Consider the following 15,225-nt stretch of genomic DNA (forward strand, 5'->3'; position numbering starts at 1 on the left):
GCAACAAAGCTTGCGTTGGGAACTCTACGACGGCATCCTTGTCAATTGTGAGTAATTGAAACCTTATGGAGTAAGTTACATGGCTTACAATGATACGCGTACCTCCACGTCCGTAGCGACTGGGCAGAAAGACAGCGTCAGTACCAACAAAGTGCTGCGTAATACTTACGCGTTGTTAGCAATGACTCTGATCTTCTCTGCACTGACTGCCGGTGCAGCGATGGCGATGGGCATCGAACGCATGAATATTTTTGTGTTCTTTATTGGCGCCTACGGGTTAATGTTCCTGGTGCATAAAACAGCTAATTCCGCACTTGGTCTGCTGTCTACCTTTGCCTTCACTGGCTTTATGGGTTTCACGCTTGGGCCAATTCTGTCTGCGTACCTGGCACTTCCCAATGGTGCTGCGCTGATAATGAATGCGTTTGCCATGACGGGGCTGACGTTTATTGGCTTGTCAGCTGTGGCTCTGGTTTCTAAGAAAGACTTTAGTTTCTTGAGCAATTTCCTGTTGGCTGGCGCTATCGTACTGATACTGGCAATGGTGGCAGGCATTGTATTCAATATCGCGGCACTATCTTTGATGGTGTCAGCAGGTTTTGTGCTGTTCTCTTCCGCGGTTATTCTTTATCAGACTAGCGAAATTATTCATCGTGCAGGTGAAACCAATTACATCCTGGCCACGATTACGTTATACGTTTCGATTTACAACCTGTTCGTTAGCCTACTGTCTCTGCTAGGAATTATGAGCAGTGACTGATCAATAATCTGGTTTGCTATCTAAGCCGGTTGTTTAGCAGGCACCATCGAAAGATGGTGCCTGCTTGTCGTTAAGGACGAGAGTCTATGCAATATGCCCTGTTAGTGCTTGGCGCTCCATTCAATAGCCAGGCACCCTCATCAGCCTTACGATTTGCCCATGCCCTGATTGCGCAAGGGCATCAGCTAGAAGCCGTGTTTTTCCATCATGACGGCGTATTTAATGCTTCGACGCAATTGCTGGCTTCGTCAGAACATGCGGGTATCTATCAACAGTGGCTCACTCTGCATGAACAACACGACGTAAAGTTTGATGTGTGCGTTACGGCGGCTAAGCGTCGCGGTTTGATTGATATCAATGCAGCCGCCCAAGAGGGGAGGCAGGGTTATAGCGTAACACCCCCTTTTGAATTGACTGGGATAGGCCAGCTAATAGATCTGCAGCGACGCTGTGATCGTTTTATCAGTTTTGCGCCGTAGGAGTTATCGTGGAAGAAACGCCAACGTTATTGGTCGTGCTGCGTCACTCGCCATGGAGCGGCCACTGGTTTGCCGAAGGCTTGGATGCTGCCTTGGTAGGTGCCGTTTTTGGCCAAAAAGTTCAGCTACTCTTTCTGGAACAGGGAGCAATGGGGCTTATAAAGAACCAGCAGAGCCGCGACGCTGAACCGTCATCAAAAGAACTGGCCTTATTAAAGAGCCTGGATATGTATGGCATTAAAGACATAATGGTTCCCGAAACTGATTTAAGCAGGTTGGGATTGACTCAGGACCAACTGATAGATGGCGTGCATTTAATTGATAATGCTCAGTTACGCGCATGTTTTTCCAAAGCGGATCACTTGCTCAATTTTTAAGCGGTGTCATTTGCGGCAGGGGGAGTATTGATGCTGTTGCACATTTTGAATCGTGATCCTGGCCATGTCTCAGCCCAACAGGTGTTACGTACAATGGGCCCTCAGGACCATTTGGTTCTGATAGAAGAGGCGGTAACGGCAGTTGTAACCACGCAGTGGGAAGGGTGGAGGATTGGGCCTGATAGAATCTCCGTGTTGCGTGAAGATCTGATGTTGAGAGGGCTAGCATCCGAAGAAGGTCCGCATGAGGCGCTTAACTATCGAGTGATTGATATGAATGGCTTGGTTGATCTAACCGTTAACTATCCGAGGAGTGTTTCATGGCACTAAACTTTATACCGTTATCTTACTTTGTTAAATAAATTAATCATTATCTCCTCGAGTGCATACCGAGAGAACAGTGGCATCTTCGTCACCAACAGAAATCAGAGCGTGGCCCATTTCACTATCAAAATAGATGCTATCACCTTCAGCTAAATGTAATGGTGCATAAAACTCTGTATATAAAGAAATTTCACCCTTCAGCACCATCAAGAATTCCTCTCCATCATGACGAACCCACTGCTGGAATTCGCTGAAATCCCGTGCCCTTACGACTGTTTTAAAAGGGATCATGCGTTTTTGTGCTAATTGATGGCCCAGTAATTCATGCTCATACGTAGGAGTAGGGTGCAGCTTGCCTTTTCCCCTTCGCGTCAGATCACGCCGCCCGAGAGTGTAATGCTCACGTTTGGGGGGCGTGAATAGTTGGGGAAGATCAATATTTAATCCCGAAATCAGTTTCTGTACCGCTGTAAACGTCGGGGATATTTGATCATTTTCAATTTTCGACAGGGTTGATCTGGCGAGTCCTGTTCGCTGACTTGTCTCCTCCAGGGTCCATTGATTGGCCAGCCGGATCTGCTTCAGCCGTTCGCCAAGTCTTAATGGCTCCACAAAGGGTTTACTACCGGAAGCAATATTTAACGCAGCATGTTCTTCTGATGTTGCTGACATGGACCGACACCCAAAATCATGAAATTCAATATATTAGGCCAAGACTATATCACGTGTGAAATGATGTTGATCCAATGGCCTCACTCAGTGAGTGGCGTATCGCTGAAAGGCATGCCTAGCAAGGCTTTCAAGTGCGCTTCTACACCGCTTGCCAGTGTCTCGGGGTTATAGCCACCTTCAAGCACGGACACTACGCGATTATCTGCATAGAGGGTGGCGATTTCCATTGCCATGTGTGTTATCCAGTAGAAATCTTCATCTTCAAGGCAGACATCAGCCATTGGATCTTCCCGGTGGGCATCAAACCCTGTAGAAAGCATGACCAGGTCAGGCTTGAACGCATGTAGAGCCGGCAACCAGTGGCGTTCAATAATCCGTCTGAATTCTTTGCTGTCGGTGCCAACTTCCAGCGGTGTATTGATAACATTCTGCCATTCGCTGCGAAGGTAGCGCCAAGGATAGAAGGGATACTGAAAACTGCTGCATATCAAAATGTCAGGATCATTCTTGAAAATATCGATAGTGCCATTGCACTGATGAACATCGAAATCAAGGATGGCAATGCGCCTTGCGCCATATTTTTCCCGCGCATAAGCGGCTCCAACGGCGACATTATTGTAGAAGCAGAACCCCATGGCATCGGACGCTTCCGCGTGATGTCCAGGTGGACGAACAGCACAAAACACATTGTCGGCCTGGCGCTTAAATACCTGATCAACACCTTTTATCACTGCACCTGCGGCGACTTTTGCCGCTTTCAGGCTATCGGGATTCATCATCGTATCGCTGTCGAGAGTCACGATACCTTGTTCAGGTACGCATTTCTCCAACGCCTTGAGGTGGCGCATAGGGTGCACACGGGCAAGGTCTTCATCGGTTGCCTCTTTCGCATCTCCTTGCATGGTTTGCTGAAGCAACCCTGACAAGGCAAGCCGAGCGCTGATTGCTTCCAGACGCTGCGGGTTTTCGGGGTGCTCTGGGCCCATGTGATGCAGTGAACAATGTGGGTGAGTCAGGTAGGCAGTAATCATTCCAGTACTCCAGGATAGCTTAGAGCACCTTAATCGCGACACGGTGTCATGTAACAGTGTCAATAAGTCGTAATTGGTCAATTTATCCTGCAAACTTGACCTTGAATGTTGAGTTTTTAAGAGTTGGCCCCTTGAAGCGGTGTCTTTTACAAACCAAGAGACTGGCAGGGTCGTGAAAACCTCAGCAGACCCAGACGTAACAGGTTTATGCTGAAACTTACCTGATGTTGTTCTGAGTGGGAGAACCAAACGTGAGTACACGCTTCTTGCATCACTTTTTTGAGCCGCGCACATTAGCTGTTTTTGGCGCCTCTGAAAAACCCGAATCACTGGGTGGATTAGTGTTACGCAATATTCAGGAGGGTGGCTTCAAAGGCAAAATATGGGCAGTCAATCTGCGCGGTTATGGCACGGTGCATGGTGAAATGTGTGTGCGTCATGTGACAGATTTACCGGAAATCCCTGATCTTGCCGTGGTGTGTTCTCCCATTGAAGGGGTGCCCAAACTGATTCAGCAGTTGGGTGATTTTGGCGTTAAGGCTGCCGTCGTGCTCTCTGGTGGCGCTTATCTGGATCGTAACAAGGGGAATAAGGGGTCGATTCGTGAGCGCATGCTCAAATCTGCCCGTTCCTCTGGAATTCGCTTGTTGGGGCCTGAATGCATGGGCGTCATAGTGCCTGGCAAAAAGCTCAACGCGTCTTACGCCAGTCAGCCGGTGAAAGCAGGACGAGTCGCTTATATCGGACAGTCCGGTATGCTGGCCAATGCCATGATTGACTGGGCCGCAGGGCGTGACGTGGGTTTTTCTCACCTGATCACTGTTGGCGACAGTGTTGACGTGTTGCTTCCCGACCTGATCGATTACATCAACCAGTTTTCCCCTGCACAAGCCATTCTGTTACATCTTGAACGCGTCAATGATGCCCAGCATTTCATGACAGCTTTACGGGACGCCTCCCGTAACCGCCTGGTGGTTGCAATCAAAAGCGGTCGCACGCCCGAGTCAGATATTTCCGGCATGCCGCCGACGCCAGGCATTACCAATCGGGACACCGTTTTTGACGCTGCCTTTTCCCGGGCAGGCGTCGTGCGTGTTAATGACTCTGACGAGTTAATTGACGCACTGGAAACCTTATCGCGCATGAAACCACTGAAAGGAGACCGTCTCGCGGTTGTCTCAAATGGTTTAGGTCCTGCCATGCTGGCGATCGATAAACTGATCAGTGCCGGAGGAAAGCTGGCACAGTTCACGGTTGATACCCAGCATGCCCTACATAAAAACCAGGTTGATATCAGCAAGCCTGGCGAAAACCCTGTTGACTTGGGTGGCAATGCGACACCGCAGCGATTTGTAGACGCCCTGGAAATAGTGGCGGGAGATCCTAACGTTGATGCGGTATTGGTCGTGCATGCGCCCACCCGTTTAGCGCCATCGCTGACCACTGCGCAAGCGTTAGTGGCGAATCGCAAAAAGTTTCGCCGCAATCTGTTAATCAGTTGGATGGGCCTTAAGGAAGCGCTTAACGCACGCCATGAGTGCAATATCTCAGGTATACCTACGTATACCTCGCCTGAAAAAGCGGTTAATGCCTTCATGCATATGGTGGATTACCAGCGCGTGCAATTGCTGCTGCAGGAAATCCCTCCCAGCTTACCGTTTTCAACCAGCAAGGAAATTCGCGCTGAATGTCACACCTTGATTCAGAATGCCAAGGAGCAAGGGCGACAGACGCTATACCACTCAGAAGCCGCCAAAGTACTGGAGGCTTATGGGATTGAGGCGGCACCGAGCCTATACGTACATAGTCAACAGGAAGCGATGGATGCCGCGCAGACGTTTAGCGGCCCCAAAGCGCTTAAAGTGGTTCACGAAGGTAATTGCCGCCCTTATCGTTATCGTAAGCATCCACATAAAATCTCGGCGGGTTTGCTGCAGGACCTGAATACACCGACTGACGTAGGGGAAGGTTTTCTTCGTTTGAGGGAAAAAGTCAGCGAGAAATTTCCGCACTATCAGATACGCGAATATTGCCTGCAATCGATGCAACGGGGCAAACACTCAATGCAGATCTGTGCCGGCATTACTCGTGATCCGGTATTCGGCCCTCTGATTGTCTTCGGTATTGGCGGCTATAAAGTCAACATTCTCGCTGACCGCCAGGTGGCGCTTCCGCCTCTGAATATGAGCCTGGCCGCAGATGTTGTCGGGCGTACCCATGCCGCTTCATTGTTGCGTGAACACTCAGCTGACCCTCAGCGTGATATTCACCGTCTTTGTCAGCTGTTGGTCAAACTCTCGCAAATGTCATCGGATTTACCCGAATTGCGAGGGCTAGAGTTGAATCCGCTTCTACTGAACCGCGATGGCATGGTCGCGGTTGATTTTGCTATTGACCTGGGTACTCCCGCACGCTTTGCGATCATGCCTTACCCGGAAGAGTTACGTGAATGGGTAACTCTTAAGAACGGCTGGAAAGTGGAAGCTCGTCCCATTCGCGCGGAAGATGCGCCATTAATTACCAGTTTTCACCGCCAATTGTCAGAAGAAAGTATTCGTTTTCGTTATTTCCACAATAAAGCAGATTTGTCCAACCGCGATTTATCAATGCTTTCCCACATCAATTACGATCGGCAAATGGCATTTATCGCAGAATACCAGCTCGACGATGGCAGCAAGGAAATGCTTGGTGTAGTGAGAGTGTGGAACGACCCGGATAATATCCGTACGGAATTTTCCGTGATTATCCGTGATGACCTGCAAGGTTTGGGTATCGGCAGCTTACTAATGAAAAAAATGATCGATTACTGCCGTCGTATTGGCACCCTGGAAATGATTGGCAAGATCATGCCGGATAACCATCCCATGCGAGCGTTGATGAAACATCTTGGTTTCAAGGTTCGTTACAACATGGAAGAGCAGGTTATTGATGCGGTGATGCGTTTGAACGAGCCGGACAGCGAGTGGCAGAGACACCGTCTGGAAAGTTTGCCTGACTAAGAAAAACGCCGATTTGCCTTGTATAGCGATGAAAAAAACAGCTTGCCAAGAGCGTGTCAGTCATCGCTCTTGGCAGATGTGTCTTATCGCATTCGGTTATCAGGGGGCAAGTCTGAAACGGTTCCATGGCTCGCCATCACGACGCTCATAGCGGATGCGATCATGTAAACGGCTGGGCTGGCCCTGCCAGAACTCGATCATTTCCGGAATCACGCGATACCCACCCCAATGGATAGGGCGTGGGATTTCCTGACCGTCATAAGCTTGCTGAAAGCGTTTTTGGCGTTCTTCTATCCAGCTGCGCCCTGGAATCACCACGCTTTGTGTCGCAATCCAGGCACCTAACTGACTTCCACGAGGACGGCTCTCAAAGTACTCGTCGGACTCATCGGCAGACACTTGTTCGACACGCCCCTCAATACGCACCTGACGCGAAAGGGAAGGCCACCAGAAGGTCAGCGCAGCAAAGGGTACATTGCTTAGCTCACTCCCTTTGTGACTATGGTAATTGGTAAAGAAAACCATCCCTTCTTCATCGAAATCTTTTAACAGCACAACGCGAGCATGCGGACGGCCTTGATTGTCGACCGTCGCCAGTGTCATGGCATTGCTGTCTTTCGCTTCGTATTCAACCGCCAAAGTAAACCACTCATCGAACAGCGCAATGGGTTCATCCGGCGTCTGGGCTTCGTCGAGCTGACCACCTTCATAGTCGCGTCTGATATCCGCGATTTCACGTTTCATGGAGTAACTCCTTGGAGTGTTTTGCTCATGTTCGCCGCTCTAAAGAAAAAGCTCAAGGGCTCTTTTAGTTATAAGTGGAGTGAAATTAGCCTGATTTATAGCGCTGTCTAGCTGCCTGAGGCGCGCCAATCCGCGAGATTACCACTACCATAAAAGGAAATGTCACCTGCGACGAAATGTTGCGCATTCTATGAGAAAAGGTAAAGAAATGCGAAACTATCTTGCTTACTGGCATGCAGAGGAAAGGGAATATGCAAGGTGTTCACGTATGGGATGTGCTGGTGCGCATTTTTCACTGGAGCTTGGTCGTAGCCGTTTTATTGTCTTTCTACACCATGAAAACTGAAGGTTCTCCTTTCTTATTCCCAGTCGAGATTCATGCTCAGGCGGGTTATGTCGTTCTTGGCCTGATGGTGTTTCGTTGGATATGGGGATTTATCGGCACGTATTATGCGCGCTTTCGTGCTTTTCTCGCCTCACCCAGAACATCTTTAAACTACGCTAAACGTATTATCCAACGTAAGCCACTTCCCTATGCCGGGCATAACCCATTAGGCGGCTGGATGGTAGTGGTGTTAATGCTGTCGCTGAGTTTTCAGGCGGTGAGCGGGTTGTTCCTGAGTGACGATATTTTTTTTACGGGGCCGCTTTATGGCAGTTTGGGAAGCGACTTCAGCAGCTTGCTGCTAACCTTGCATAAGCTCAATAGCGACCTATTGATGATACTGATCGGTTTGCATCTGCTAGCCGTTGTTATTCATGCCATGATGGGTGAGAAGTTGACGAAAGCCATGGTGACTGGCGTCAAAAACTTTACTCAACAGCCCGTCGACGCTCTGGCCACGCCCATAAAATTGCCTTTTATTCCTGCACTTATTGCAGTCGGGTTAGGCGCTGGCGTCAGCGCATACTTCTGGCTGTAACACGCTATCAAAAAGCCGGATAAAGTATCCGGCTTTTTACTAGGGTCTGTTGACGTTTCATTCACGACCGCGCTGGTGTCAGTTTTTATTCGCAGCAAGGCAGGAGGAGAGACGTTTGGTTATTCCAAATGAACGACGACTAACGCCGCGGCGGATAAAAACTGACCCAGCCCTGCGGGTTGCGCCTCAAAATTCGCCATACTGCGTTGCGAAACTTGAAAAGGGAACCACCCTTAACGGCGTTCCGCGCCTTGTCTGGCACATTTTGATGCGGCAACGCGGTTCGTGATGAAACGTCAACAGACCCTAGAAGGCTGGGCATCAGCTTTCGCTGTTACTTATCACGCTATTACTTGTCACGATAGTTGTCATGGCATCCCTTACAGGAGTTTGCGACAGTCGCAAAAGCACGCCGTGAAGCATCAAAATCACCTTCCTGAGCAACTTCCGCTAAGGTGGCCGTGTCTCCCATAAAGTTGAATTTGCGTTCTCTGAAATCGTCCTGATTGTCAGCAATTTTAGCCATTGCGTCGGTATCGACACCGTGGGCATCACCCGCATAGGAGCCGTCGATAAAACCTTCCCAAGGCAAGCCGGCTAACGCATTGACCGTTTGGGCACGGCTTGCAAACTCTTTGGGATTATAATCAATTTCGCCCTTAGCCATTTTTCCCATCGGGCCAAAATGCCACGCCATGACGCTAAAAGCGGATTGGCGGTAATTAATGGCATCAGCAGGCTCAACCTCTTGTGCCACGGCACCTGTAGACAATAAGAAGGCTGCGGCACTGGCAATAATGCTTCCTTTAATCATTCGCATCACAATTTCATCCTCTGGTGTGGACGTTGTCGTTACGTTTGCTGAAGTTGACGACTACGAAAACGAGCATATCCCATGCAACCGGTAAACAGCGCCAGCGATACCAAGGATTCAGCGATACCGCGAAATGCCTGGCTTGGCAATGTGGCCACCATGACGCCCTGGGTAAAGTAGAGCAGGCTGACAAAGGAAAGCCAGGCATGACCGCGCGGACGCCGACCAATAATCGATGGTAAAAACAGGATCAATGGCAAGACAAAAGCGACAATGGGCCGCCAATTGAAGGTATCACCTTGAAGAAGAAAACCTCGATAAACAGTCAGCATTATGAGCAAGACAAAGCTTGCCAGGACCAGTTGACGGGAAAGGCGGGTCAAGTTGTCCAGCCCGTGCGTCTGCTCTAGCTCTTCCAGCCATTGTCGCATCAGTTTTTCTCCTGAAGGCTTGTCAAAGCCAGCGATAGTAGTGCAATACGCTTACCTAGTGCATGACATAAGCGGCGTTCATGCTCATCCACCTGGCGGTCACTGCGCGTGCCTGCCACATGGCTTGCTCCATAAGGTGTGCCACCACTGGTAGTGCTTAGCAGTTCAGTTTCACTGTAAGGCAATCCTGCGTAAACCATGCCGTGATGGAGTAGTGGAATCAGCATGCTAAGAAGGGTGCTTTCCTGCCCTCCGTGCAAACTTGATGTGGAGGTGAAGGCGCAGGCCGGTTTGTCGATCAAGGCACCGTTAAGCCAGAGGTTGCTGGTGCTATCGAGAAAATATTTTAAAGGCGCTGCCATGTTACCAAAACGGGTGGGGCTTCCCAAGGCAAGGCCTGCGCAATGGCGAAGATCATCAAGCTGCGCATAAACAGCGCCTTCCTCGGGAATTTCAGGATCAACAGATTCACAGGTAGCCGAAACCGGAGGTACACAACGCAGGCGGGCCTGTATGCCGCTGATGCTCTCAACGCCTTCGGTAATATATTTCGCCATACTGGCTGTCGCACCATTACGTGAGTAATAAAGCACAAGAACATAGGGAAGCGTGGCGCTCATAAAGTGAGAGTTCTCCGAAAGTGGTGCGGTAAAAAAACGTAAATATGGTCGACCATTATGGTAGCAGAGTCAGTCAAACGGCGGTAAACCCATGCAGTTGTACCATCTGCCAAGGTAACATTCTGGCGTGTATAGCGAATGCCAAGGCGTTCGTAACGGTCAAGTCGTTTAAGCTGTTCTGGGGTGACGGTAAGTTGTAAACCCTCAATATGGGCATCTTCAGCCACCGAAATATCCAGGCCATCTTGCCTGAATCCCTTCAGTTGTGCTGGTTGTGGCTTTCCATTGGCCCTCATCACCAGCCACCTCACTGGTGCGTAGGTCAGTGTCCCATAAACAAACACCTGGTGAGTGCGCTGTTCGATATCCGCAACGTGTTCCGGTTGTTCATACCACCAGGGGCTCAGCATCGTCATCCAAAGCCATACCGCACATCCTGACAACCCCAGCAGGGCGATGATCAGGCAACGTTTGAACCATTTCATTATCGACAGAGCTCCTGCTATTTTCCGTTGCTTATGAAGGGTGCTTTCCCTGAATATGCATTTGTATTTTACAGGGAATTGAACCGTCCTTATGAAATATGACGTATTTTGTTACGATGAGGCTTCACCTGCCGGAGGAATTCAACATGAATCAGCCACTGCGTGATGAAATGGATTTCAAGGCCATAATGGGTGATGTAAAGCCACTCAGTCACTCCAATGTTGCCGATACTGGCAAGAAACGTTCGCAGGCGACGGAAGCGCAGCGTGCAAGGCGTGAAGCTGCACAAGCGCTTATTGATGAGCGTAATTTTTTATCTGACGATTTTGTTGATCTATTGCCGCCCTTTGATCCGATTGAATATCGTCGAGAAGGTATTCAGGAAGGGGTTGTTGATAAACTCAGGCACGGTGGTTATAGCGTGCAGTCTCAATTACATCTTCTAAGACGGCCTTTAGCTGAATGTCGCAGAATGCTGTTTCCGTTTATTCAGGAAGCTTACGCCCATGATCTTCGCTCTGTATTGATTGTACATGGAAGAGGGCGAGAGCTGGACAGCCCCGCCAACGTTTTACGTTCTTACCTGGCCAAGTGGCTTTGCCAGTTTGAAGAAGTGCAAGCGTATGTTTCGGCACAGCCATCAGAGGGTGGTATTGGCGCAACCTGGGTCATGCTGCGAAAGAGTGACCGTGCTAAAGCCAATAACCGTGAGCGCCAGCAGAAAAGGCGCGGCTAACGGCCAACCTTTCCTTTATACGTAACTTTTCTTTATATCTAACTAACCTTCATACCTAACCTATATACCTAAAAAAGGGCAGCCATGAATCAGGCTGCCCTTTGAACATTTGACAGTTCACTCACCTATTGCCGTGCTTAAGCGGATAAGCGGCGCTCGAACAGTGCCTGACGCTCTTCAACATCGGGTTGATAACGAACGCTAAAGGCGTTGATCGCGCGAATTGCATCGTCAGGACGCTGATCGTCACGTAGGGCCATGGCAGTAAAACCACACCGACGCATGTAATCCAGCTGATCGACCAGAACGTCACCCACGGCACGTATTTCGCCCGTAAAGTGGTAGCGTTCGCGAAGCAGGCGAGCCATTGTGTAGCCACGCCCATCCGTAAAGGCAGGGAAATCAATGGCGATGGCATCGCTGTTACTGAGCTGTAGGCTGAGTTCAGCGGTTAACACGGTGTCACTTGAGAGCAACGGTGCCAGCTCGGTATCGTCCTGATTCGCCTGCCATAGTACCAAGGGCACAAAAGCGGGGCGCTGTTCAGGAAGCGTTTCTGCGTCGTAGGAGACGCACCAGGCATTTTCTGATGCCAGCTCACCATCGGCAATCAGGTGATCGACATGAATCGGAGTAAGCTCAGCCGCGTCAGTCTGAGGAGTATTACTGGGCATAAACATGCTCCTTAAAGGGTTTTAAGCCAATACGGCGGTAAGTGTCGAGGAAGCGCTCATCTTCGTGACGTTGCGCCACATAGACTTGAAGAACTTTATCGACAACTTCCGGCACGTCTTCGCGGAAGAAGGAAGGCCCAAGAATTTTACCTAGCGAAGCATCATCGGTTGAATTACCTCCAATCGAGATCTGGTAGTACTCTTCGCCTTTTTTATCAACGCCTAAAATGCCGATATGACCAACGTGATGATGCCCGCAGGCATTCATGCAGCCCGAGATATTAAGGTCCAACGGGCCGAGATCATAAAGAAAATCCAGGTCCTCAAACCTTTCCTGCAGCGCTTGGGCAATGGGGATGGAGACCGCGTTGGCCAAGCCGCAGTAGTCACCACCAGGGCAGCAGATAATGTCGTTAAGCGTACCTACCGTAGGGTTGGCCATGCCTAATGCTTCCAGGTCTTTCCAAAGCGCTTCCAACTCATCAACAGGTACGTCAGACAACACCAGATTCTGCTCGTGCGTCACGCGTACTTCACCAAAGCTATAGCGGTCTGCCAGGTCGGCGACAGCTTCCATCTGGTCGGCCGTGACATCGCCAGGCGCGTGTTCGCGACGTTTCAGAGAGAGCGTTACCGCTTTATAGCCGGGCACTTTGTGGTCGGTGACGTTATTCGTCACGAAACGCGCCAAACTGCGATTTTCGCTGCGCAATTGTTCGAAGTCGGCAATCGCACTCTCAGCAACGGGGCGGCGCTGTGGCTCAGGGAAGTGCACCTTGGCCGCATCCACGGCTGCCTGGTTGAGCGTTTGCGAGCCATCTTTAAGGTGCGCCCATTCTTCATCAACGCGGCGACGGAATTCTTCAATCCCCAGCGCTTTCACCAGAATTTTGATGCGCGCTTTAAACTTGTTATCACGACGCCCAAACTGGTTATAAACGCGAACACAGGCTTCGAGATACGTTAACAGGTGCTGCCAGGGAAGATCTTCGCGCACCACGTCGCCAATCATCGGGGTGCGCCCAAGGCCACCACCGGCTAATACTTTAATGCGTATTTCGCCGTCATCGTTACGCCATAGACGCAGGCCAATATCGTGCACCTGAATGGCGGCACGGTCCTTTGCGGCGCCGCTGACGGCAATTTTGAATTTGCGCGGCAGGTAGGCAAACTCAGGATGCAGCGTCGACCATTGGCGAATCAGTTCGCACCAAGGGCGTGGGTCTTCCACTTCATCGTTGGCGATACCGGCAAACTGATCACTGGTCGTATTGCGGATACAGTTGCCGCTGGTTTGAATGGCGTGCATCTGCACCTGGGCCAGGTCGGCCAGAATGTCGGGCACGTCTTCCAGAGCTGGCCAGTTCAGCTGCAGATTCTGCCGGGTCGTGAAGTGGCCGTAGCCACGGTCATAACGGCGGGTAATATCCGCCAATGCACGAAGCTGCTTACCTGCCAGCATGCCGTAGGGAATAGCAATACGCAGCATTGGCGCATGCTTCTGAATATACAGGCCGTTCTGGAGCCGTAGCGGGCGAAACTCTTCTTCTCCCAAACGCCCGGCGCGGTAGCGGTCCATTTGGTCGCGAAACTGAGCAACGCGCTCGTCAACCAGTGTCTGGTCGTGAATATCATAACGGTACATGTGGCACGATCCTGCTGAAAGCGAAATGGTCACGTCGAGACAGACGGTAAAGTATCATTACTCTAACGCGGGATTGATATTCTACAAAAGAATATATAATTATTTTTTTATCGCTAAATGGTATTTAGACTAGCGCTTAAAATGGTATTCAAAAAGGTATTCAGAAAGGTATTCAGAAAAAGTATGTAAGCTACTTGAGGCCATATGACTGCGCTTGCCAACGTCGCCGCTGCCATACCCATAAGAAACTGCCGGAATTCAGCGTACGGTAGAAAAGTTGGGCAAGCCAGACACCGAGTAGCCCGTAGCCCATGTTGATCCCCACCCACCAGGCCAGCGGCAGAAATACCAGCCATTGCATACTCAAGGTCAGAAACATCACGGTGCGTTGGGCACCAGCCCCCATTAATGCCTGGGCGAGCACAAGGGCAGCGGCATCCAGAACAATCATCAGGCCGGTGATCTGTAACGGTAGTGTACCGAGCTCGATTAGTGATCTGTCATCAAAAAAGAGACTCAGCAGCGCTGCAGGGAACAACAGCATGGGTAAAGCCAATACGGTCAACAGTACACCGGCAACGCTTAGCGCATCGATGCCCCAGCGATGGGCTGCCTGTTGATCATCCCGACCTAATGCTTCACCCACCAGGCTCATCGCTGCAACGCCAACGCCCACACCAGGCAAAATAAGCAGTAAGGACAGATTTACTAGCACATGGCCAACGGCGACACTCTCTGTGCCCATCCTGCTTAATAGCCAGAACAGCACGACATACCCAGCCGCAAACCATACTTGTTGCATGGAATGGGGTAGCGCCAGTAGAAGTGTTGTCCGTATTGAATGTAGTGTCTGTTTCTGCTGAGTCAGCGCATGGGCGTTATACGTCACTCCCATCCAAATGATGAGCCCGAGCAGTAAAGAAAGTGTCGTGCCAATACCTGCGCCACGCGCGCCCAGCGCGGGAAGGCCACCAATACCATAAATTAGTCCGGCACTGGCGATCACGTTAAACACATGCACAATCAGGATAATACGCAAATAAAGGTGCGTTTGCTGCCGCCCGTTCCAGTAACCGCGAAAGCACAGTGTCAGGGCTACAGCTGTTAACGCAACAACCCGCCAGCGGAAGTAGTCAACGGCAATGCGGGTTACGTCATCAGCAGGTGTAATAAGATTGATTATCCAGGGAGCCTGCCACCACGCCAACCATGACAGCGGGAGGCCAGCCATGACAGCAATAAGCAACCCTGAATGAAGTGAGCGCGTCAGAGGGGAGTCTCCAGCGCCCAAATCCTGAGAGGTTTGGGATTGAACACTTGAGGAGAGTCCAAAGACCAGCGCCGTCATCATGAACATGGCATAGCCGCCGATACCCACACCGGCTAATGCCTCCTCACCTAAATGGCCAACTAGCGCAGCGTCAATCAGGTTAAGCATGCTCTGCGATAGCATGCCCAACATGATGGGTAAGGCCAAACGCATAACCTTACCCTGGCGGTGCACAGACGC

17 protein-coding genes are annotated in these 15,225 nt (G+C 50.5%); 7 read left to right on the forward strand and 10 right to left on the reverse strand.

Translation table 11 applies throughout. From position 1 onward, the window contains the following. Window positions 1-79 precede the first annotated feature (79 nt). From ACU6TU_RS08485 to ACU6TU_RS08500, 4 genes are all read left to right on the forward strand, one after another. Complete coding sequence (locus ACU6TU_RS08485; RefSeq protein ID WP_447144117.1) at window positions 80-760, forward strand: Bax inhibitor-1/YccA family protein; 681 nt, start codon at window positions 80-82, stop codon at window positions 758-760. 86 nt (window positions 761-846) lie between these two features. Further along, window positions 847-1,239 (forward strand): sulfurtransferase complex subunit TusD, encoded by a 393-nt coding sequence (tusD, locus tag ACU6TU_RS08490; protein ID WP_447144118.1) that lies wholly within the window; start codon window positions 847-849, stop codon window positions 1,237-1,239. A gap of 8 nt (window positions 1,240-1,247) precedes the next feature. Further along, on the forward strand, window positions 1,248-1,616 hold the full coding sequence (locus tag ACU6TU_RS08495) for a DsrE family protein (protein ID WP_447144119.1): 369 nt from the start codon (window positions 1,248-1,250) through the stop codon (window positions 1,614-1,616). 30 nt (window positions 1,617-1,646) lie between these two features. After that, window positions 1,647-1,946 carry a DsrH/TusB family sulfur relay protein gene (locus ACU6TU_RS08500; RefSeq protein WP_447144120.1) on the forward strand — a complete coding sequence of 100 codons (300 nt, stop codon included), beginning with the start codon at window positions 1,647-1,649 and terminating at the stop codon, window positions 1,944-1,946. A 33-nt stretch (window positions 1,947-1,979) separates the two neighbouring features. Here ACU6TU_RS08500 and ACU6TU_RS08505 read toward each other — a convergent pair whose 3' ends face one another. Together ACU6TU_RS08505 and ACU6TU_RS08510 are read right to left on the reverse strand one after the other, a co-directional pair. Next, entirely contained in the window at window positions 1,980-2,612 is a 633-nt protein-coding gene (locus tag ACU6TU_RS08505) for a helix-turn-helix domain-containing protein (RefSeq protein ID WP_447144121.1), read from the reverse strand. Between the two features lie 80 nt (window positions 2,613-2,692). After that, a complete protein-coding gene (locus ACU6TU_RS08510; RefSeq protein WP_447144122.1) occupies window positions 2,693-3,643 on the reverse strand; it encodes a histone deacetylase family protein in 951 nt (316 codons plus the stop codon). A gap of 251 nt (window positions 3,644-3,894) precedes the next feature. On the opposite strand from ACU6TU_RS08510, the gene ACU6TU_RS08515 reads away from it, so the two are divergent. After that, window positions 3,895-6,642 carry a bifunctional acetate--CoA ligase family protein/GNAT family N-acetyltransferase gene (locus ACU6TU_RS08515; RefSeq protein ID WP_447144123.1) on the forward strand — a complete coding sequence of 916 codons (2,748 nt, stop codon included), beginning with the start codon at window positions 3,895-3,897 and terminating at the stop codon, window positions 6,640-6,642. Window positions 6,643-6,741: 99 nt separating this feature from the next. On the opposite strand, the gene pdxH is transcribed toward ACU6TU_RS08515, so the two are convergent. Next, window positions 6,742-7,386, reverse strand: a complete 645-nt coding sequence (gene pdxH, locus ACU6TU_RS08520; protein WP_447144124.1) for a pyridoxamine 5'-phosphate oxidase — start codon at window positions 7,384-7,386, stop codon at window positions 6,742-6,744. 251 nt (window positions 7,387-7,637) lie between these two features. On the opposite strand from pdxH, the gene ACU6TU_RS08525 reads away from it, so the two are divergent. Next, entirely contained in the window at window positions 7,638-8,309 is a 672-nt protein-coding gene (locus tag ACU6TU_RS08525; RefSeq protein WP_447144125.1) for a cytochrome b/b6 domain-containing protein, read from the forward strand. A gap of 349 nt (window positions 8,310-8,658) precedes the next feature. Here ACU6TU_RS08525 and ACU6TU_RS08530 read toward each other — a convergent pair whose 3' ends face one another. From ACU6TU_RS08530 to ACU6TU_RS08545, 4 genes are read right to left on the reverse strand one after another with little or no spacing between them, the layout of a single operon-like run. After that, the gene (locus tag ACU6TU_RS08530) at window positions 8,659-9,129 is read right to left on the reverse strand and encodes a c-type cytochrome (RefSeq protein ID WP_447144126.1); all 471 of its coding nucleotides are present in this window, start codon (window positions 9,127-9,129) and stop codon (window positions 8,659-8,661) included. Between the two features lie 32 nt (window positions 9,130-9,161). Next, window positions 9,162-9,554, reverse strand: coding sequence for a DUF2069 domain-containing protein (locus ACU6TU_RS08535; RefSeq protein WP_447144127.1), 393 nt, complete (start codon window positions 9,552-9,554; stop codon window positions 9,162-9,164). Beyond that, window positions 9,554-10,174, reverse strand: a complete 621-nt coding sequence (gene wrbA / locus ACU6TU_RS08540; RefSeq protein ID WP_447144128.1) for an NAD(P)H:quinone oxidoreductase — start codon at window positions 10,172-10,174, stop codon at window positions 9,554-9,556. Before wrbA ends, ACU6TU_RS08535 begins: the two co-directional genes overlap by 1 nt. Beyond that, the gene (locus tag ACU6TU_RS08545) at window positions 10,171-10,659 is read right to left on the reverse strand and encodes a gamma-glutamylcyclotransferase family protein (RefSeq protein ID WP_447144129.1); all 489 of its coding nucleotides are present in this window, start codon (window positions 10,657-10,659) and stop codon (window positions 10,171-10,173) included. Before ACU6TU_RS08545 ends, wrbA begins: the two co-directional genes overlap by 4 nt. Before the next feature lie 146 nt (window positions 10,660-10,805). Here ACU6TU_RS08545 and smrA point away from each other — a divergent pair, with 146 nt between their 5' ends. After that, window positions 10,806-11,396 carry a DNA endonuclease SmrA gene (smrA, locus tag ACU6TU_RS08550; protein ID WP_447144130.1) on the forward strand — a complete coding sequence of 197 codons (591 nt, stop codon included), beginning with the start codon at window positions 10,806-10,808 and terminating at the stop codon, window positions 11,394-11,396. A gap of 137 nt (window positions 11,397-11,533) precedes the next feature. On the opposite strand, the gene ACU6TU_RS08555 is transcribed toward smrA, so the two are convergent. The 3 genes from ACU6TU_RS08555 to ACU6TU_RS08565 all read right to left on the reverse strand — a co-directional run bounded on the left by ACU6TU_RS08555 (window position 11,534) and on the right by ACU6TU_RS08565 (window position 15,198). Next, a complete protein-coding gene (locus ACU6TU_RS08555; protein ID WP_447144131.1) occupies window positions 11,534-12,070 on the reverse strand; it encodes a DUF934 domain-containing protein in 537 nt (178 codons plus the stop codon). After that, entirely contained in the window at window positions 12,060-13,715 is a 1,656-nt protein-coding gene (locus ACU6TU_RS08560) for a nitrite/sulfite reductase (RefSeq protein WP_447144132.1), read from the reverse strand. Before ACU6TU_RS08560 ends, ACU6TU_RS08555 begins: the two co-directional genes overlap by 11 nt. Window positions 13,716-13,905: 190 nt before the next feature. Further along, window positions 13,906-15,198: an MATE family efflux transporter gene (locus tag ACU6TU_RS08565; RefSeq protein WP_447144133.1), complete on the reverse strand. Its 1,293-nt coding sequence runs from the start codon at window positions 15,196-15,198 to the stop codon at window positions 13,906-13,908. Window positions 15,199-15,225 lie beyond the last annotated feature (27 nt).

The organism is Halomonas sp. LS-001, from assembly GCF_052983955.1.